This is a genomic window from Phenylobacterium deserti, assembly GCF_003254705.1.
GTDB lineage: Bacteria > Pseudomonadota > Alphaproteobacteria > Caulobacterales > Caulobacteraceae > Phenylobacterium > Phenylobacterium deserti.
On record NZ_QFYR01000001.1, the window covers coordinates 686,630 to 705,035 of the forward strand.

Here is an 18,406-nt window from a genome sequence, read left to right on the forward strand (position 1 = left end):
TACCTCCCCCGCAGGCGGGGGAGGTAATTCCCCCTCGCGGTTCGTCCGACACCGCTCTTTCTGCTAAAGCGCTCCCAATGAAGTTTCTCGACCAGGTCAAAGTCTACATCCGCTCCGGCAACGGCGGCGGCGGCGCCGTGTCGTTCCGGCGGGAGAAGTACATCGAGTACGGCGGCCCCGACGGCGGCGACGGCGGCAAGGGCGGCGACGTCTGGATCGAGGCGGTCGAGGGGCTGAACACCCTGATCGACTACCGCTACGCCCAGCACTTCAAGGCCGGCACCGGCGTCCACGGCATGGGCCGCAACCGCCACGGCGCGGCCGGCGAGGACGTGGTGCTCAAGGTCCCCGTCGGCACCGAGGTGCTGGAAGAAGACCGCGAGACCCTGATCGCCGACCTCGACCAGCCCGGCATGCGCATCCTCTTGGCGCGCGGCGGCAACGGCGGCTGGGGCAACGACCGCTTCAAGGGCCCGGTGAACCAGGCGCCCAAGCACGCCAACCCCGGCCAGGAAGGCGAAGAGAAAGCCATCTGGCTGCGGCTGAAGCTGATCGCCGACGTCGGCCTCGTGGGCCTGCCCAACGCCGGCAAGTCGACCTTCCTGGCCGCCGCCTCCGCGGCCAAGCCGAAGATCGCCGACTATCCCTTCACCACCCTGGCTCCCAATCTCGGCGTGGTGGACCTGTCCACCAACGAGCGCTTCGTCCTGGCCGACATTCCCGGCTTGATCGAGGGCGCGTCGGAAGGCGCCGGCATCGGCACCCGCTTCCTCGGCCACGTCGAGCGCACCGCCGTGCTGATCCACCTCGTCGACGGCACCCAGGACAACGTGGCCGAGGCTTGGCGCATCGTCCGCCACGAGCTGGAAGCCTATGCCGACGAGCTGGGCGACAAGCCCGAGATCCTGGCGCTCAACAAGATCGACGCCATGGACGAGGAGACCATCGAGGCCAAGCTCGCCGAGCTTTCGGAAGCCGCCGGGACCGAGGTCCGCCGCGTGTCCGGCTTCGCCGGCTTCGGCGTGACCGAGCTGCTGCGCGAAGCCTACGCCCTGGTCCGCCGCCGCAAGCTGGAAGCCCAGGGCCTCGATCCGGACGAGCCGGAGAACACCCCCACCGAGGAAGGCTGGCGTCCGTGACCGACCTCGCCCGCGCTCGGCGCGTCGTCGTCAAGGTCGGCTCGGCCCTGGTCGCGGGTGACGAGGGTGCGGACAGCCATTGGCTGGCGGCCTTTTCCGCCGACGCCGCCCGCATGCGGGCGCGGGGCCAGCAGGTGCTGGTGGTCTCGTCCGGCGCCGTGGCCCTCGGCCGCCGGCGCCTGGGCCTCGCCCGCCGCTCCTCCCTGCCGGAAAAGCAGGCCGCCGCCGCCGCCGGCCAGTCGGCCCTGATGCGCGCCTGGGAAGAAGCGCTGGAGCCGCACGGCCTGGCCGCCGCCCAGGTGCTGCTGACCCGCGACGACACCGAGGTGCGCCGCCGCTGGCTGAACGCCCGCGCCACGGTCGAGACCCTGCTGGGCCTGGGCGTCGTCCCCGTGGTCAACGAGAACGACACCGTCGCCACCGAGGAGATCCGGGTGGGCGACAACGACCGCCTGGCCGCCCGCGTGGCCCAGATGATCGGGGCCGACGCCCTGGTGCTGCTGTCCGACGTGGACGGCCTCTACACCGCCGATCCCCGCTCCAACCCCGACGCCCGCCACCTGCCGGTGATCGAGCGCCTGACGCCTGAGATCGAGGCCATGGCCGGCGGCGCCAACGCCGCGGCCGGGGTCGGCACCGGCGGCATGGCCACCAAGCTCGCCGCCGCCCGCATCGCCGCGGCCGCCGGCTGCGCCACCTTCATCACCCTTGGGACCCGCCCCTCGCCTCTGCTGGCCATCGAGGAGGGCGAGCGCGCCACCCGGATCGAGCCCGCCATCAGCCCGGCCGCCGCCTACAAGGCTTGGATCGCCGGGACGCTGGCGCCCACCGGCGTGCTGGTGGTGGACCAGGGCGCCGCCGCCGCCGTGCGCCGGGGCAAGAGCCTGCTGGCCGCCGGCGTGCGCCGCATCGAAGGCCGCTTCGACAAGGGCGACGCCGTGCTGATCCGCGACGAGGCCGGCCTCGACATCGCCCGCGGCCTCGTTCGCTACGAGGCCGAGGACGCCGCCCGCATCGTCGGCCTCAAGTCCGAGGCAATCGAGGCCGCCATCGGCTACACCAGCGGCCCGCTGGTCCACGCCGATGACCTAGCGCTGGCCCCGCACCGCGAACCCGTGGGCTGATTGCTCCGGCCTCGGAAGGCCGGTAGGTAAGCCTCACCCAGAGTAAGGCTCGGAAAGAGCATAAGGGGACAGGACGTGGACGACGGCGGCATCAGGACGAGTGCGCAGAGCGCACCTGCGGGGCGGCTCGAGACGCTGACGCCGGGCCAGGCCATCGTCTATGGCGGCGACCGCGTCGCCCATGTGAGCCCTGAGCTGGCCGCCGCCTTCCGCGCGGGCGATCGCCTGCTGGTCGCGCCCGACACCGGGACCCTGCTGCACATTCCGGCCCGCGAGCATCAGATCGCCTCCGAGGCCGTGGCCCGCGCCCGCGCCGCCTTCGGCCGCATGGGCGAGGTCTCCGACGCCGCCATCACCGCCTTCTTCGACGCCTTCGCCGCCAACCTCGAGGACGAGGCCCGGTGGGCTGAGATCGCCGCCGCCAACGCCGCCGACGTGGAAAGCGCCCGCGCGCGCGGCCGCTCCACCACCCGCCTGCAGGTCTCCGACGCCATGCGCCGGGACATGGTCTCAGGCCTGCGCGCCTGGCGCGACGCCGAGGCGTCCCGCGGCCGCGTGCTGGAGCGGGTCGAGCACCCCGGCTGGAGCGTCGAGCAGGTCATGGCGCCCCTGGGCGTCGTGGGCTTCGTCTTCGAAGGCCGCCCCAATGTCTTCGCCGACGCCACCGGCGTCCTGCGGGCCGGCAACACCGTGGTCTTCCGCATCGGCTCGGACGCGCTCGGCACCGCCCGCGCCATCGTGAAGGCCGCGCTGGATCCGGCGCTCGCCGCCGCCGGCCTGCCTGAGGGCTCGGCCGTCCTGATCGACTCCGCCGCCCACGCCGCCGGCTGGGCCATGTTCGCCGACAGCGGCTTGGCGCTGGCCGTCGCCCGCGGCTCCGGCCCCGCCGTCTCCCAGCTGGGCTCCATCGCCCGCCAGGCCGGCACGCCCGTCAGCCTGCACGGCACCGGCGGCGCCTGGATGGTGGTGGACGAGACCGCCGACGCCGACCGCTTCTTCGCCGCCGCCTACCACTCCCTCGACCGCAAGGTCTGCAACACCCTCAACACCTGCTGCATCGTCGCCAGCCGCGCGGGCGAACTGGTCCCCGTCTTCCTCGCCGCCCTCCAGCGCGCCGGCGAGCGCCGCAAGGGCTTCAAGCTCCACGTCGGCGATACGGCCCTGCCCTACATCCCCGAGACCCTCCGCTCTGCTCACGGCCCCATCGTCCGCGCCGAAGGCCCCGTCGAAGAACCTCTCGTCGAACCCCTCTCCCCCGACCAGCTCGGCCACGAGTGGGAATGGGAGGAAACCCCCGAGGTCAGCCTGTACATCGTAGACAGCGCGACCCACGCGGCAGGTCTGTTCAACGCATACAGCCCTCGCTTCACCGTCAGCCTCATCGCCGCCGACCCCGAAGCCCACGCCCGGTTCTTCGAAGCAGTCGACGCCCCCTTCGTCGGCGACGGCTTCACCCGCTGGGTCGACGGCCAGTACGCGCTGAACAAGCCCGAGCTCGGCCTGTCGAACTGGGAGAACGGCCGCCTGTTCGCCCGCGGCGGCGTCCTGGCCGGCGACGGGGTCTTCACCGTCCGCGCCCGGGTCCGCCAGACCGACCTCGATCTCGACCGAGCCGGCGCCCCCACGCCTGCCCGCCCTTGAGCAAGGGCCGCATGTGGTTCGCGGGGCCGGCCCGGCGCCTGCCTGACGCCGGCCGCCCCCGCGCCCTGCGCCTCGGCTTTCGCCTGGAGCCCGGCATGCGCGTCGGCCTGTTCGGCGGCTCCTTCAACCCGGCCCACGAGGGCCACGCCCACGTGGCCGAAACCGCCAAGCGCCGCCTCGACCTCGACCGGGTGATCTGGCTGGTCTCGCCCCAGAACCCGCTGAAGCCGACGGCCGAGACCGCCGAGCTCGCGGAACGCATGGCCGGCGCCCGCCTTCAGGCCCGCGCCCCCGACATGATCATCTCCGACGCCGAGACCCGCTTCGGCTCCCAGTACACCATCGACATCATCCGCTCGCTCAAGGCCCGCTACCCGGGGGTCAAGTTCGTCTGGATCATGGGCGCCGACAGCCTGGCATCCTTCCACCGCTGGCGCGGCTGGACCCAGATCATGCGCGAGGTGCCAGTGGCCGTGGTCTCCCGCCCCTGGATCTCGCTGAAGAGCCGCTTCTCGCCCGCCGCCCAGCGGTTCGCCCGCTATCGCGTGCCCGCCGCCGAGGTCATGAGCCTGCCCGACCGCAAGGCGCCGGCCTGGGCTTTTCTGTTCGGCCGCTTCAACTTCCAATCCTCGACCGCCCTGCGCGCCCGGGCCAAACGCCGCGGCTAGCCTCGCTTGCGGAACCCGGTTTCGCCCTCACATCTTGAACCTATCGTGAGGGAAGCTGACCCGAGCCCTTGTCCGTGTTAGGGTCACTGGTAGCGAGGAAATCAAAGGAGCAACCCCGCTGAACCGTGAAGCCGCGCCAAGCGCGCATGAGGGCCCGGCCCAAGTCCCGCCTCGGGACGCCGAACCCGCCCTTGATACCCAGGATCGCATCGCCGCCCTGGAAAGTCTGATCCTCGCCCGTCTCGACGACGACAAGGCGCAGGACGTCATCTTCATCGACCTCAAAGGCAAGAGCGCTGTCGCGGACGGCCTGGTGGTGGCTTCCGGCCGCTCGCACCGGCATGTCGGCGCCATGGCCGACCACCTGCTGCGCGCGCTCAAGGACGAAGGCTACGGCAAGGTGCGCGTGGAAGGACTGCCGCACTGCGACTGGGTGCTGATCGACACGGGCGACGTGATCGTCCACCTGTTCCGCCCCGAGGTCCGCTCGTTCTACAACATCGAGAAGATCTGGTCGGTCGACTCCGCGCATCGCGCGGCGATCTGATCGCTTCAACAGCGTCCGCCGTCCTCCTCGCTAGCGCGGGGAGGGCGGGGCGACGCTTAAGACGGGTGACGGAGGAACGCTCAGCGCCTGAGCGTCGCCCGGCCCTGAGCTGCCTCATCACCGGCGCACCCCATGAAGATCGCCATTGTCGCCGTCGGCAAGCTCTCGCGCAGCCCCGAGACCGAGCTCGTGAAGCTCTATCTGGAGCGCGCCACCAACGCCGGCCGTCCCTTGAGCCTGGGTCCCGTCGAGGTGATCGAGGTGGAAAGCCGCAAGCCCGGCAAGGCGGCCGAAGCCGAGGTGTTGCGCCCGCACCTTGCCGACGCCCACGTCATCGCCTGCGACGAGCATGGCGCCGCCCGCCCCTCTCGCGCCTTCGCTCAGGAGATCGCCACCTTGCGCGACCGCGGCGTTCGCAAGCTCGTGTTCCTGATCGGCGGGGCCGACGGGCTGGATCCCGAGTTGCTCGCCCAGGCCAATGGCAAGCTCGCCTTCGGCCCTCAAACCTGGCCGCACGCCCTGGCCCGCGCCATGCTGGCCGAACAGGTCTTCCGCGCTGTCTCCATTCTGGGCGGATCGCCCTATCATCGGGACTGATGCGCCGCGCCCTCCTCATAAGCTCCGTCGCTTGCGCCCTGCTGGGCGCGGGGGCCGTCGCCCTGGCGCAGGGCGGCGATCACCTGGCGCGCCTCAACCTCGAAGAGACCCAGCTGTCCGCCGACCAGGCGCGCAACATGAGCCGGCTGGCTCGTTTGCTGTCGGTGCTGGCGCAGTTCGAGCGCGATCCGCCGCCGGCCTTGCTGGTCAGCCCGCAGGACGCCAAGGACGCCGTGCGCGCGGCCATCCTCGTGAAGGCGATGACGCCGGAACTGCAGGCGCGGGCCGAGGTCTACGCGCGCGAAGCCGGGGAGATGATGCGCCAGCGCCGGCTCGCCGCCGTGCAGAGCGAAGCCCTGTTCATGTCGGAGAGCCGCCAGGCCGACGCCGCGCCAGAGCCCGGAGACGACGACCCGCTGCTGGGCGCCGACGAGCCGGAAGGTCCAAGCGTCCCACCGCAGGAACTGCTGAAGCCCGTCGACGCACAACTGCTCCGCCGTTTCGGCGAGCCAGTGCCGGGCGGCGGCAAGTCCAATGGTCTGGCTTGGTCAGCCGGTCGCAATGCGCAGGTGATCAGTCCTTCGGCAGGCCGCGTCCAATATGTGGGCGCCGTTAAGGGCTGGGGCGTCATCTTGATATTGCGTCTGCCGGGTGGATACCATCTGGTGCTTGCTGGGTTGGAGCGTTCGTCCGTCAATGTCGGACAATCCGTCGCGCCGGGTCAGCCTGTCGGATGGATGCCGGATGGTCGACATTCGACTTCGGAACTCTATCTGGAGGTCCGGGAACAAGGCGCCCCAGTCGATCCGGGGCGCTGGATAAAGAACTAAGCGGGCGGAGCGCGTGGTCGGCGCTCCCGGGGGCCCAGTGTCACCAGGCGGCGTTCGCCGCAGAGGAGCCTACGGCAGGCGATGAAGAAGTACCTTCTGATCGGCGTTTCGGCCTTTGTGCTCGGCGCAGGGTCCATGGCCTATGTGAGCCAGCAGGCGCTGGCCTCGTCCCAACCGCGAGCCAAGACCTACCGGATGCTCGGCCTATTCGGCGACGTGCTCGACACCGTCGAGCGGCAGTACGTCACGGACGTGGACGACACCAAGCTGATCCAGTCGGCGATCGACGGGATGCTCACCTCGCTCGATCCGCACTCCGGCTACCTCGACCCGGAAAGCTTTGACGACATGCGCGACCAGACGCGCGGCGAGTACGGCGGTCTGGGCATTGAGGTCACCAGCGAAGAGGGCGTGGTCAAGGTCATCTCGCCGATGGACGGCACGCCCGCCGCCGCTGCGGGCCTGAAGGCCGGCGACTACATCACCGCCGTGAACGGCGAAAGCGTGCTCGGCCTCACCGTCAACGACGCGGTCAAGCAGATGCGCGGCAAGCCTGGCGAGAAGGTCACCCTGACCATCGCCCGCGAGAAAGCCGATCCGTTCGACGTCACTCTGGTGCGCGAAGTCATCAAGCCGAAGATCGTCTCGACCCGCGTGGAAGGCGACTACGGCGTGCTGCGTATCGGCAGCTTCAACGAGAAGACCACCGACGAGGCCGAGGCCGCCTTCGCTGAGCTGAAGGCGAAGAACCCCAAGATGAAGGGGCTGATCCTCGACCTGCGCAACAACCCCGGCGGCCTGCTCGACCAGGCCGTGGCGGTGTCCGACCTCTTCCTGGAGGGCGGCGAGATCGTCAGCCAGCGCGGCCGCGATCCGCGGGACGTGGAACGCTACAACGCCCGTCCGGGCGACATCACCGGCGGCATGCCGATGGTGGTTGTGATCAACTCTGGCTCGGCGTCGGCGGCGGAGATCGTCGCGGGCGCCCTGCAGGACCGCAAGCGCGCCGAGATCGTCGGCCTGACCAGCTTTGGCAAGGGCTCGGTGCAGACGGTGATCCCGCTGCGCGGCGGCATGGACGGCGCGCTGAAGCTCACCACGGCGCGTTACTTCACGCCATCGGGCCGCTCCATCCAAAAGACCGGGATTGAACCGGACCTGGAAGTGGCGTCCACCCGCGAGGAAGCCCAGGCGATCGCCAACCGGACCTTCCAGTTCTCGGAAGCCTCGTTCAAGAACGCGCTCAACGCCGACGAGGGCAAGGTGCGCCGCGGCGCCCACGAACCCGCCGAAGCGCCGCCGGAGGGCTTCGACACGAAGAAGGACTTCCAGCTGACCCGCGCCGCCGAAGTGCTGCGCTACGGCTCGGTGGCGGCGACGCCTAAGCTGCCGAAGCCGGCCGCCAAGCTGGCCGAGGTGGTAGGCTCGAAGTCTCGCGTCGCCGAGGTGAAGCCGCCGCAGGTCGCCAAGTAGGCCTCAGGTCGAAGATAATATCGGGAGGGCGGCTGGCGACAGCCGCCCTTTTGCTTTGCCCCTCAGCGAGAGCGCCAGCTCTGGCCGACCAGCACAAGGCAGGCTGTGAGAAGCACAAGGTCCTTCAGGAAGAGCTGCCCCACCTCCAGCGACAGCAGGGTGAGCCCGCGCTCCTTGACCAGGACGCCCGGCGCCGTGAACAGGAAAGCGAAGGTGATGAAGGCCGTCACCGCCGCGCCCACGGAAGCCAGCTTGGCCGCGATGTGCCCAGGCCGAACGAAGCCCATCAGCAGCCCGCCGCCGATCAGCACTTCGATCGCGGCGAAGACGCGGCTGGCGTTGCGGACGCCAGCGAGGTCATAGATCCAGGCGAGGAATGGGCTGGTGCGGGCGATGGGCGCCACGGCGAAGGCCTCGTAGGCCGTCAGCTTCTGCAAACCGATGCCCAGGAACAAGACGGCGATCACAGGCCAGAGCGCACGAACAGCGAAAGCCTCCAGGCCGGCGGCGGCGGATCGACGGGACAAGCGGGCGACTCCTGAAGGTAGGCGGAACCGCGCGGAGTCCGCGGGGTTGCCAGAGCGCATGCAAAGCGCCGCTGCAAGCCCCGCGTTCCCACCGCCCCCCTGGCGATTGTCGGGCGAGGCTTATCTGTCGGTGTGGCTGATCCCGCGGGACGAACTGGATTTCGATCCGCCGCAGGGCTTCGCGCCCGTCCACGTGGCGGGTCGGCTGGTGGTGGGCGGCTTCTGGGCGCGTTACCGCCCGCCCGGCGTGTTGTCCTATGACGAACTCGCGGTCGGCGTCTTGGTGCGACGTGGATCCACCTTGGCTGTGACCATTCCGTGGATCTGGGTCGACAGCGAAGCCTCCAAGACAGGCGCGCGCACTCTGTGGGCGATCCCGAAGGCGATTGCTCGCTTCGCAGAAGGATCTGCCTTCGCCGCAAGCGACCGGAGCGGGGAGCGGCTTGCGGTGTTTCGCCCTGAACGAGCTCTGCCGCTGCCGCTGCCGCTTCCTTTCCGCCTCACCATCGCGCAACCCGGCGAGAGCGCTTCGGTGCTGACCCCGGCGAGGATCACGGGCTGGCCGGGCGTCGCCCGCGGCGAGTGGCGCGCCGCGGGTCCCATCAGCTTCCTCGACGGCCGGCAGCCGTTGCTGGCTGGCCGGCTCGCCCGCGCCCGCGTTCGCTTCGGGCGCGCGTCCTAGGCCAGTTCGCCAAGCGCAGACGCGTGGAACGCCTTCAGAGAGGCGGTGTCGTTCGCCTGCACCTTGGCGGCCCATTGGGCGTCGACCAGCAAGGCCCGGCCCACGGCGATCAGATCGAACTCTTCGCGCTCCATCCGCTGGATGAGGCCATCCAGGCTCGCCACCTGCGAGCTTTCGCCGGAGAAGGCGGCGATGAACTCGCCGGATAGGCCGACGGAGCCCACGCTGATGGTCGTCGCGCCGGTCAGCTTCTTGGCCCAGCCGGCGAAGTTCAGACCCGCCTCCCCGTCCAACTCAGGGAATTCGGGCACCCAGAACCTGCGCTGCGAACAGTGCAGCACGTCCGCGCCGGCATCGACCAGAGGCTGCAGCCAGTCGGCCATTTCCTGCGGCGTGGTCGCCAAGCGAGCTGCGAAATCCTGCTGCTTCCACTGGCTCACACGCAGGATCAGCGGGAAGTCCGGACCCACGGCGGCCCGGATCGCGGCCACCACCTCGGCGGCGAAGCGCGAGCGTTCCTTGATGGTCGCCCCGCCCCAGCGATCCTGCCGCTGGTTCGTCCCTGGCCAGAAGAACTGGTCGATCAGGTAGCCATGCGCCCCGTGGATTTCCGCGACGTCGAAGCCCAGGCGACGAGCGTCGGCCGCGGCCCGGGCGAATGCCGCCACAGTGTCCGCGATGTCTTCCTCGCTCATGGCCACGCCGCGCGGCTGGTCCGGCGCCAGCAGGCCTGAGGGGCTCTCCACCGGCGCGTCCGGAACCCAGGTCCCGCTGATGGTCGAGCCGGTGTGCCAAAGTTGCGGCCCCATGCGCCCGCCCGCCTCATGCACGGCATCGATTACCTGTTTCCAACCGGCCAGCGCCGCCCCGCCGTGGAAAAAGGGGATGCCGGGTTCGTTGCGCGAGGCCGGCCGGTCTACCACCGTGCCCTCGGAGAGGATCAGTCCGACGTCGCCTTCTGCCCGCCGGCGGTAGTACGCCGCGTTCAGCGCGCCCGGCACGCCGCCCGGCGCCTTGGACCGCGTCATCGGGGCCATGACGATCCGGTTCTTCAGCTCGACGCCTTTCAGCTTCAGCGGTCGGAACAGAACGTCGGTGGAAATATGGGACATGCGAAAGCTCCGCTCACAAAGGAGCACTTCAGGTATATGCTCTATACCTGGCGTCAAGAACACACCTAGGATACACTAGGTATCATGATCGAAACCGACGTGTTCGCGGCGGGCCGCCAGCACTTCTCCGTCGAGTGCCCAAGCCGCCTGCTGTTCGACCAGATTGCTGACAAATGGTCGATGATGGTGCTGACCGTGCTCGACCCTGGGCCCATGCGATTCAACGGCATCAAGCGCCAGCTCGAGGGTGTGACCCAAAAGGCGCTGACGGACTGCCTGAGACGGCTTGAGCGGAACGGCCTCGTCTCGCGGCGAGTGATCCCGGTCTCGCCGATCGGCGTGGAGTACGAGATCACGCCGCTCGGCCGAACCCTGCAGGTGCCATTCAAGGCGCTCTACCGCTGGACCCTGGAGGCCCTGCCTCAGGTGGAAGCCGCCCGCGCCGCCTTTGACGCACGCCGGGAAGAAGCCGTTCGTTAACCATATTCCCGGACCTTCTGCTGGAAGGAGTCCCAGGGTGGCCATGATTGCGTTTCCCCGGCTGAGCGCGCCGCGCGGTCCGGACCTCAAGGCTCTCCTGAGCCCCCGTCAGCTCGCTCCCATCGGCGCCGCAGCCCTCTTCGCCGGCGCTCTCGCAGCCGTCGTGGCGCTGATCGGACCCGTCGGACCCAAGCCCGTGCGCCTCGCACTCGAACCGGTCGGCGACGCCGCACCGCAGGGCTGGCGCGAGATGCTTCGCCCCAACCACGGCGTTGCGCTGTCCGACCAGATTATCCGGCTGACTGAACGGCCTGGAGAAGCCGTCGGCGCACCACTCGCAGCGGCGGGCGCATCGCGCCTGCCGAAGCCCGCCGCCTCCGGACCACTCGCTTCGGCGCCGATCGCCGGCTTCTTCGCGCCTGGCCCGGGCGGTCCCCTGCCGGTTATCGCGCCCGACGGCCGCACGCCGTTCGAGGCCTATGCCCGGCCGTTCACATCCAACGGGAAGCCCAAGGTGGCGATCGTGGTCGGCGGCCTGGGGCTGAACGCGCGCGCCACCCGCCAGGCCATCGAGACCCTGCCCGGCGTCGTCACCCTGTCCTTCACACCCTACGCCGAGGGGCTGCAGGGCTGGATCGACATGGCTCGAGCCCATGGCCACGAGGTGCTGCTCGAGACGCCCATGGAGCCCGCGGACTACCCGGACAACGATCCGGGCCCCTACACGCTCATGGCCGACGCGCAGGGCCCCGAGACGGTGAAGCGGCTGGAGTGGGTGCTGTCGCGCGCCACCGGCTACTTCGGCCTGTCGAACTATCTGGGCTCCCGCTTCCTGGGCGACGCGCGGGCCTACGACGCCTTCGCCGGCGGTCTGCGCAGCCGCGGACTTGGCTTCGTTGACGACGGCGCAGCTGCGGGCAAGACCGGCGGCATCCCGCGGGCGACCGCAGATCGGGTGGTGGATGACTCCCTCAGCCGCCCGGCCATCGAGAAGCAGCTGCTTGCGCTAGAGACCAAGGCGCTGCAACACGGTCAGGCGCTCGGCGCCGGCTTCGCCTACCCGGTAACCCTGGAGATGGTCGCGCGTTGGACATCCGAGGTTGAGAAGAGAGGCTATCAGCTGGCGCCGGTTTCGGCGCTGGCGACGCGAAAATGAGTGAGCTTTCCGGGTACCGCCCAAACGTGGGCGTGGTGCTGTTTCACCCCGATGGCCGCGTGTGGCTGGGCCGCCGCCGCGGCGCGCCAGGTCCCTACAACTGGCAGTTCCCGCAAGGGGGCATCGACGACGGCGAGGACTTCGAGACCGCCGCCCGCCGTGAGCTGACCGAGGAGACCGGCGCGGTCACGGTGAGCTACCTCGCCCGCACCGAGGGTTGGATCACCTACGACTTCCCGCCCAACATGGGCGGCTCGAAGGCCTGGCGCGGCTTCAAGGGCCAGAAGCAGGTCTGGTTCGCCTACCGCTTCGATGGAGACGACGCTGAGTTCGATCTCGCCGCCCACCACGAGCCGGAGTTCGACACCTGGCGTTGGGGCTGGCTGGCCGAGACGCCCGGTCTAATCGTGCCGTTCAAGCGCGCCGCGTATGAGCAGGTGGTCACCGCCTTCGCCGATCTCGCCGCGCCGTGGCCGCAAGCCGGGCAGTGAGGCGCGCCCGATGAGCTCCATGGTGATGGTGCACGGCGCCTTCTGCGGCGGCTGGGCCTTCGAGCGGTTCCGCCGCCCGTTCGAGCAGGCTGGCTGGACGGTGGCCGCGCCCGACTTGCCGGGCCATGCCGCGACGGATCCGCCGGACGCTGTCTGCGGCCTGTCCATGCGCCACTATGCGGACGCGGTCGCGGATACCTGCGCCCGCCAGAGCGCGCCGCCTGTGTTGGTAGGTCACTCGCTGGGCGGTCTCGTCGCGCTTATGGCGGCGCGCCGCACGCCGGTTCGCGCGCTGGTGCTGTTCGCCCCTTCCGCGCCGTGGGGGGTGACCGGCTTCTCCATGGAAGAGGCCGCCACAGCTTTCGGCGTCCAGATGCTGGGACCATTCCCCACCGGGGCCATGGAGCCGGACGCAGACATCATGCGCCGGTTCAGCCTCGACAAGGTCAGCAAGGCCGACGCCCGGGCCCTGATCGCACGAATGCGGCGGGAGAGCGCCAAGGCGTTGAGCGAGACGCTGAACTGGTGGCTCGACCCCTTCATGACCACCAGCCTCGGCGCTGGAGCGTCCGCTCCGTCGCTGGTGCTGGTGGGCGATCAGGACCGCGTCCATCCGCCGGCGACCGTCCGCCAGACCGCCGCCCGCATCGGGGGCGACCTGCGCGTGTTGGCGAGCAAGAGCCACTGGCCCTTCCTGGAAGCCGGCTGGGAAGCGGTGGCGGACGATGTGCTGAGCTGGCTGGCCGGCCAGGAACGCGCCGCAGCGTAGGGCGCTGGTCGAGCTCCCCTCCGGCCCAGGCGCATTTCCCCGGCCTCCAGACATGCAAAGGCCGCTCCGGGAGCCTTCCCAAAGCGGCCTGGCATTCGGTGCGGACCTTAGAGGGCGTAGGTGTCCCCCGCGCCCCTGAGGATCATCAGAACGTGCGTTCTTGGTAGAAGATCGCCGCCGCGTCGTAGTTCTTGCCCAGCGGGCTGTCGTCCGGCTTCTTCATCGTGGAGATGTTCACCGCCGTCGAGGTGCGCTGGTCGTAGTACTCCCAGGAGCGGCGGACGCGCTTCACGCCGTCGGGATCGACCGCGACGTAGTTGGCTTGCATCTGCAGCTGCGGCTGGTGGAGCGCCGACCAGACGTTGACCGCCTTGAACAGCTCTTCGTCCTGGCCGATCGGATAGCGGATCTCGCCCTGGCAGACCGTCTTGTTCGAGTTCTGGGCGAAGATGATGACCTGGTGAGCCTTCTCGCCGCCAAGCGGCATGGACCAGCTGCCTTCGCGCTTGTTCAGCTTCCAGCCCTGGGCCTTGGCCACGGTGTCGAGGCTCTGGCCGCGCACGATCGGGACGCAGACCTTCTCGATCACGTTCAGCACGGTGGCGCCGATCCCGCTGGTCGGCAGGGTGATGTTCTCACCCACCGCGGCGGCCTGCGGCGCGCCCGGCGTGGCGGGAGCGGCCGGAGCGGCCTGGGCAGCCGGAGCTGCGGGCGCGGCTTGCACCGGCGCGGCCGCGGCGGGCGCCTGGGCGGCCGGGTCTTGGGCCTGGGCCTGGGCCGCGGTGGCGAGGCCGGCGGCGACGATCAGAGTGGCGAAAGCACTACGCATGGAAGGATCCCCTGACTACGCGCGGCATCAAACTGAACCGCCGCGGCAGGCGCAAGGCCTGATCGCGGCGATCCTGCGACTAGGCTTCAGCTGCCTCGACAGCATGCTCGGCCAGGATGGTCAGCCCTTCACCCGTCACGTCGGCGAAGCCGCCGCGAACGTTGAAGGTCCGGATCCGGCCATTGTCGTACACGCGCACCTGACCTTCCTTGAGGGCGGTCATGAACGGCGCGTGCCCGGCGAGCACGCCGAAGTCGCCTTCCGACCCCGGCGCGTCGACCTGATCCACGTCCCCCGAGAACAGCTCGCGCTCGGGGGAGACCAGCGAAAAGTGGAGCTTGGCGGCCATCGGCGCTTAGGCTTCCGCCGCCAGCTTTTCAGCCTTGGCGACGGCTTCTTCGATCGAACCGACCATGTAGAAGGCCGGCTCGGGCAGGTGGTCGTACTCGCCGTCGCAGATCGCCTTGAACGAGCGGATGGTGTCCGCCAGCTCGACAAAGGCGCCGGGCGTGTTGGTGAACTGCTCGGCCACGTGGAACGGCTGCGACAGGAAGCGCTGGATCTTGCGGGCGCGGGCGACGATCAGCTTGTCGTCTTCCGACAGCTCGTCCATGCCCAGGATCGCGATGATGTCCTTCAGCTGCTTGTACTGCTGGAGGATTTCCTGGGTGCGGCGGGCCACGGCGTAGTGTTCTTCGCCGATCACCAGCGGGTCCATGATCCGCGAAGTGGAGTCGAGCGGGTCCACGGCCGGGAAGATCGCCTGGGCCGCGATGTCGCGGCTCAGAACGGTCGTCGCGTCCAAGTGGGCGAAGGAGGTGGCCGGAGCCGGGTCGGTCAGGTCGTCGGCGGGCACGTAGATGGCCTGCACCGAGGTGATCGAACCCTTGTTGGTCGAGGTGATGCGCTCCTGCAGGTTGCCCATCTCCGTCGCCAGCGTCGGCTGATAGCCCACCGCCGACGGGATACGACCCAGCAGAGCCGACACTTCAGCGCCCGCCTGGGTGAAGCGGAAGATGTTGTCGACGAACAGCAACACGTCCTTGCCTTCCACGTCGCGGAAGTACTCGGCTTGCGTCAGGCCGGTCAGGGCCACGCGGGCGCGGGCGCCCGGGGGCTCATTCATCTGGCCGTACACGAGGGCGCACTTGGAGCCGACGGTGGAGCCGTTGTTCGCCTTCGGGTCCACGTTCACGTTGGACTCGATCATCTCGTGGTAGAGGTCGTTCCCTTCACGGGTCCGCTCGCCCACGCCGGCCAGCACGGAGTAGCCGCCGTACGCCTTGGCGATGTTGTTGATCAGCTCCTGCATCGTCACGGTCTTGCCGACGCCGGCGCCGCCGAACAGGCCGATCTTGCCGCCCTTGGTGTAGGGGCAGAGGAGGTCGATGACCTTGATGCCCGTGACCAGAACTTCCGGAGTCGTGGACTGCTCGTCGAAGGACGGCGCCTCACGGTGGATCACGCTCGACTGCTCGGCGCTGATCGGGCCGGCTTCGTCGATCGGCTCGCCGATGACGTTCATGATGCGGCCCAGGGTAGCCGGGCCGACCGGAACCGTGATGGCCGCGCCGGTGTCGACCACCGGCTGACCGCGCGTCAGGCCTTCGGTGGTGTCCATGGCGATAGTGCGGACGGTGTTCTCGCCAAGGTGCTGAGCGACTTCCAGAACCAGGCGGAACGGCTGGCCGGTCCGCTGGTCGGTGTTGGAGGTTTCCAGCGCGTTCAGGATGGCCGGCAGGTGCCCCTCGAACTCGACGTCGACGACGGCGCCGATGACCTGGACGATACGACCCTTGGCCACGCCTTGAACGGTGGCGGGGATCTCGGAGGCCTTGGCCTTCGCAGGCGTCCGGCGGGCGGGCTTCTTGGCGACAGCGGCTTCAGACATTTCGGGCTCTTTCGGACTAGAGCGCTTCGGCGCCGGAGATGATCTCGATCAGCTCCTTGGTGATCTGCGCCTGGCGTGAGCGGTTGTATTGCAGGGTGAGGCTGGCGATCATGTCGCCGGCGTTGCGGGTGGCGTTGTCCATCGCGGTCATCTGCGCGGCGAAGAAGCCAGCCTGGTTCTCCAGCATCGCGGAGAAGATCTGGGTCGTGATGTTGCGCGGCAGCAGGGTCTCGAGGATCGCCTGCTCGTCCGGCTCGTACTCGTAGGGAGCCGTGCTCTCGGACTGCGTCGTGGCGGCGCCCACTTCGACCGGGATCAGCTGCAGGGCGGTCGGCTGCTGGCTGACCACCGAGCGGAAGCGGCTGAACATCAGGGTGACGACGTCCACTTCACCGCTTTCGAACAGCTCCTGCACGCGGGCGGAGATCTGCTCGGCCACTTCCAGCGACGGGTTGCCGCCGGCTTCGATCGAGCCGACGTACCGGTCGCCGTACAGGCGGCGCAGCTGGTCACGCGCCTTGCGACCGACGGTCAGGACGCGGACGTCCTTGCCTTCGTTCAGAAGCGCGTTGATCCGCTCGCGCGCCGCACGGACGATCGAGGAGTTGAAGCCGCCGGCTAGGCCCCGGTCGGAGGTCGCCACCACCACGAGGTGGCGGCGGTCCGAACCCGAACCCACCAGCAGGCGGGGCGCGTCGCCGCCGGACACGCCGGCCGCCAGGTTGGCGATGACGGAGCCCATGCGCTCGGCGTACGGCCGCGCGTTCTGGGCGGCGTCCTGCGCCTTCCGCAGCTTGGCCGCCGCGACCATCTGCATCGCTTTCGTGATCTTCTGCGTGGCTTTCACGCTTCCGATCCGATTGCGCATCTCCTTGAGGCTGGCCATCGCCTGCTACTCTCTCCTCGGCGCGGCGGGCTTAGGCGAAGTTCGACGCGAAGGCGTTCAGGACGTCCTTCAGCCGGGCTTCGACGTTCTTCAGGTCCTTCTCGGTCCGGATGGTGTCGAGAATGTCCTGGTGCTGGGCGTGCATGTGGCTCAGCAGCTCGGTCTCGAACCGGCCGACCTGGGCGGTCGGGACCTTGTCGAGGTAGCCGCGGGTGCCGGCGTAAACCGACACGACCTGCTCTTCCACCGACAAGGGCGAGTACTGGGGCTGCTTCAGCAGCTCGGTCAGGCGCTCGCCGCGGGCCAGCATGCGCTGGGTCGCCACGTCGAGGTCGGAGCCGAACTTCGCGAAGGCGGCCATTTCCCGGTACTGCGCCAGCTCGCCCTTGATCGGGCCGGCGGCGACCTTCATCGCCTTGATCTGGGCGGAGGAGCCCACGCGCGACACCGAGATGCCGACGTTCACCGCCGGGCGGATGCCCTGGAAGAACAGATCGGTCTCGAGGAAGATCTGGCCGTCGGTGATCGAGATCACGTTGGTCGGGATGTAGGCCGACACGTCGTTGGCCTGCGTCTCGATGATCGGCAGGGCGGTCAGCGAGCCCGAGCCGTTGTCGGCGTTCAGCTTCGCGGCGCGCTCCAGCAGGCGGCTATGGAGGTAGAACACGTCGCCCGGATAGGCTTCGCGGCCCGGCGGACGACGCAGCAGCAGCGACATCTGGCGGTAGGCGACGGCCTGCTTGGACAGGTCGTCATAGATGATCACGGCGTGCATGCCGTTGTCGCGGAACCACTCGCCCATGGCGCAGCCGGCGAACGGGGCCAGGAACTGCAGCGGGGCCGGCTCGGAAGCCGTGGCCGTCACGATGATCGTGTAGTCGAGAGCGCCGCGCTCTTCGAGCGTCTTCACGATCTGGGCGACCGTGGAGCGCTTCTGACCGATGGCGACGTAGATGCAGTACAGCTTCTGGCTTTCGTCGCCAGCGGCGTTGACCTGCTTCTGGTTCAGGATGGTGTCGACGGCGACGGCCGTCTTGCCGGTCTGACGGTCGCCGATGATCAGCTCGCGCTGGCCGCGGCCGACCGGGATCAGGGTGTCGATGGCCTTCAGGCCGGTCTGCACCGGCTCGTGCACCGACTTACGCGGAATGATGCCCGGGGCCTTCACGTCCACGCGGCGACGCTCGGCCACGTTGGACAGCGGGCCCTTGCCGTCGATCGGCTCGCCCAGCGGGTTCACGACGCGGCCCAGCAGGCCCTTGCCGACCGGCACGTCCACGATTTCGCCCAGGCGGCGGACTTCGTCGCCTTCCTTGATGGCGCGGTCTTCGCCGAAGATCACGGCGCCGACGTTGTCGCGCTCGAGGTTCAGGGCCATGCCCTTCACGCCGGCGGCCGGGAATTCGACCATTTCACCGGCTTGCACGTTGTCGAGGCCGTAGATGCGGGCGATGCCGTCACCAACCGACAGCACCGAGCCGACGTCGGAAACGTCGGCTTCTTCGCCGAAGTTGGCGATCTGCGACTTGAGGATGGCCGAGATCTCGGCGGCGCGGATGTCCAT

General features: G+C 69.2%; 20 protein-coding genes. 13 read left to right on the top strand and 7 right to left on the bottom strand.

The window, feature by feature from the left end:
- The first annotated feature begins 77 nt into the window (after positions 1-77).
- The 8 genes from obgE (at position 78) to DJ018_RS03480 (ending at position 8,019) form a co-directional block, all read left to right on the top strand.
- Positions 78-1,139 carry a GTPase ObgE gene (gene obgE, locus DJ018_RS03445; protein ID WP_111513479.1) on the top strand — a complete coding sequence of 354 codons (1,062 nt, stop codon included), beginning with the start codon at positions 78-80 and terminating at the stop codon, positions 1,137-1,139.
- Positions 1,127-2,263 carry a glutamate 5-kinase gene (gene proB, locus DJ018_RS03450; RefSeq protein WP_420849499.1) on the top strand — a complete coding sequence of 379 codons (1,137 nt, stop codon included), beginning with the start codon at positions 1,127-1,129 and terminating at the stop codon, positions 2,261-2,263. Before obgE ends, proB begins: the two co-directional genes overlap by 13 nt.
- Before the next feature lie 75 nt (positions 2,264-2,338).
- Positions 2,339-3,904 carry an aldehyde dehydrogenase family protein gene (locus DJ018_RS03455; RefSeq protein WP_205853703.1) on the top strand — a complete coding sequence of 522 codons (1,566 nt, stop codon included), beginning with the start codon at positions 2,339-2,341 and terminating at the stop codon, positions 3,902-3,904.
- A gap of 11 nt (positions 3,905-3,915) precedes the next feature.
- A complete protein-coding gene (locus tag DJ018_RS03460; RefSeq protein ID WP_111513481.1) occupies positions 3,916-4,572 on the top strand; it encodes a nicotinate-nucleotide adenylyltransferase in 657 nt (218 codons plus the stop codon).
- A gap of 100 nt (positions 4,573-4,672) precedes the next feature.
- Positions 4,673-5,119, top strand: coding sequence for a ribosome silencing factor (gene rsfS / locus DJ018_RS03465; protein ID WP_240609495.1), 447 nt, complete (start codon positions 4,673-4,675; stop codon positions 5,117-5,119).
- A 132-nt stretch (positions 5,120-5,251) separates the two neighbouring features.
- A complete protein-coding gene (gene rlmH, locus DJ018_RS03470) occupies positions 5,252-5,716 on the top strand; it encodes a 23S rRNA (pseudouridine(1915)-N(3))-methyltransferase RlmH (protein ID WP_111513483.1) in 465 nt (154 codons plus the stop codon).
- The gene (locus DJ018_RS03475) at positions 5,716-6,546 is read left to right on the top strand and encodes a murein hydrolase activator EnvC family protein (protein WP_240609441.1); all 831 of its coding nucleotides are present in this window, start codon (positions 5,716-5,718) and stop codon (positions 6,544-6,546) included. The genes rlmH and DJ018_RS03475 overlap by 1 nt, the downstream gene beginning before the upstream one ends.
- 81 nt (positions 6,547-6,627) lie before the next feature.
- A complete protein-coding gene (locus tag DJ018_RS03480; RefSeq protein ID WP_111513484.1) occupies positions 6,628-8,019 on the top strand; it encodes a S41 family peptidase in 1,392 nt (463 codons plus the stop codon).
- 62 nt (positions 8,020-8,081) lie between these two features.
- On the opposite strand, the gene DJ018_RS03485 is transcribed toward DJ018_RS03480, so the two are convergent.
- A complete protein-coding gene (locus DJ018_RS03485; RefSeq protein ID WP_165842784.1) occupies positions 8,082-8,546 on the bottom strand; it encodes a DUF417 family protein in 465 nt (154 codons plus the stop codon).
- Between the two features lie 58 nt (positions 8,547-8,604).
- On the opposite strand from DJ018_RS03485, the gene DJ018_RS03490 reads away from it, so the two are divergent.
- Complete coding sequence (locus tag DJ018_RS03490; protein WP_111513486.1) at positions 8,605-9,228, top strand: acetoacetate decarboxylase family protein; 624 nt, start codon at positions 8,605-8,607, stop codon at positions 9,226-9,228.
- Here the strand turns inward: DJ018_RS03490 and DJ018_RS03495 are convergent.
- Entirely contained in the window at positions 9,225-10,331 is a 1,107-nt protein-coding gene (locus tag DJ018_RS03495; protein WP_205853738.1) for an NADH:flavin oxidoreductase, read from the bottom strand. The genes DJ018_RS03490 and DJ018_RS03495 overlap by 4 nt on opposite strands.
- 93 nt (positions 10,332-10,424) lie before the next feature.
- Between DJ018_RS03495 and DJ018_RS03500 the strand changes: the two genes are divergently transcribed.
- Genes DJ018_RS03500 through DJ018_RS03515 form a run of 4 tightly spaced genes read left to right on the top strand, consistent with a single transcriptional unit; the run spans position 10,425 to position 13,236 of the window.
- Complete coding sequence (locus DJ018_RS03500; protein ID WP_111513488.1) at positions 10,425-10,820, top strand: winged helix-turn-helix transcriptional regulator; 396 nt, start codon at positions 10,425-10,427, stop codon at positions 10,818-10,820.
- A 43-nt stretch (positions 10,821-10,863) separates the two neighbouring features.
- The gene (locus DJ018_RS03505; RefSeq protein WP_111513489.1) at positions 10,864-11,976 is read left to right on the top strand and encodes a divergent polysaccharide deacetylase family protein; all 1,113 of its coding nucleotides are present in this window, start codon (positions 10,864-10,866) and stop codon (positions 11,974-11,976) included.
- A complete protein-coding gene (locus tag DJ018_RS03510) occupies positions 11,973-12,467 on the top strand; it encodes an RNA pyrophosphohydrolase (protein WP_111513490.1) in 495 nt (164 codons plus the stop codon). The genes DJ018_RS03505 and DJ018_RS03510 overlap by 4 nt, the downstream gene beginning before the upstream one ends.
- A gap of 10 nt (positions 12,468-12,477) precedes the next feature.
- Complete coding sequence (locus DJ018_RS03515) at positions 12,478-13,236, top strand: alpha/beta fold hydrolase (RefSeq protein ID WP_111513491.1); 759 nt, start codon at positions 12,478-12,480, stop codon at positions 13,234-13,236.
- 145 nt (positions 13,237-13,381) lie between these two features.
- Here DJ018_RS03515 and DJ018_RS03520 read toward each other — a convergent pair whose 3' ends face one another.
- The 5 genes from DJ018_RS03520 to atpA all read right to left on the bottom strand — a co-directional run bounded on the left by DJ018_RS03520 (position 13,382) and on the right by atpA (position 18,406).
- Complete coding sequence (locus tag DJ018_RS03520; protein WP_111513492.1) at positions 13,382-14,065, bottom strand: hypothetical protein; 684 nt, start codon at positions 14,063-14,065, stop codon at positions 13,382-13,384.
- Positions 14,066-14,144: 79 nt separating this feature from the next.
- On the bottom strand, positions 14,145-14,414 hold the full coding sequence (locus tag DJ018_RS03525) for an ATP synthase F1 subunit epsilon (RefSeq protein WP_111513493.1): 270 nt from the start codon (positions 14,412-14,414) through the stop codon (positions 14,145-14,147).
- Between the two features lie 6 nt (positions 14,415-14,420).
- Positions 14,421-15,956 carry a F0F1 ATP synthase subunit beta gene (gene atpD, locus DJ018_RS03530; protein WP_111513494.1) on the bottom strand — a complete coding sequence of 512 codons (1,536 nt, stop codon included), beginning with the start codon at positions 15,954-15,956 and terminating at the stop codon, positions 14,421-14,423.
- Positions 15,957-15,972: 16 nt separating this feature from the next.
- Complete coding sequence (locus DJ018_RS03535; protein ID WP_111513495.1) at positions 15,973-16,842, bottom strand: F0F1 ATP synthase subunit gamma; 870 nt, start codon at positions 16,840-16,842, stop codon at positions 15,973-15,975.
- 31 nt (positions 16,843-16,873) lie between these two features.
- Complete coding sequence (atpA, locus tag DJ018_RS03540; RefSeq protein ID WP_111513496.1) at positions 16,874-18,406, bottom strand: F0F1 ATP synthase subunit alpha; 1,533 nt, start codon at positions 18,404-18,406, stop codon at positions 16,874-16,876.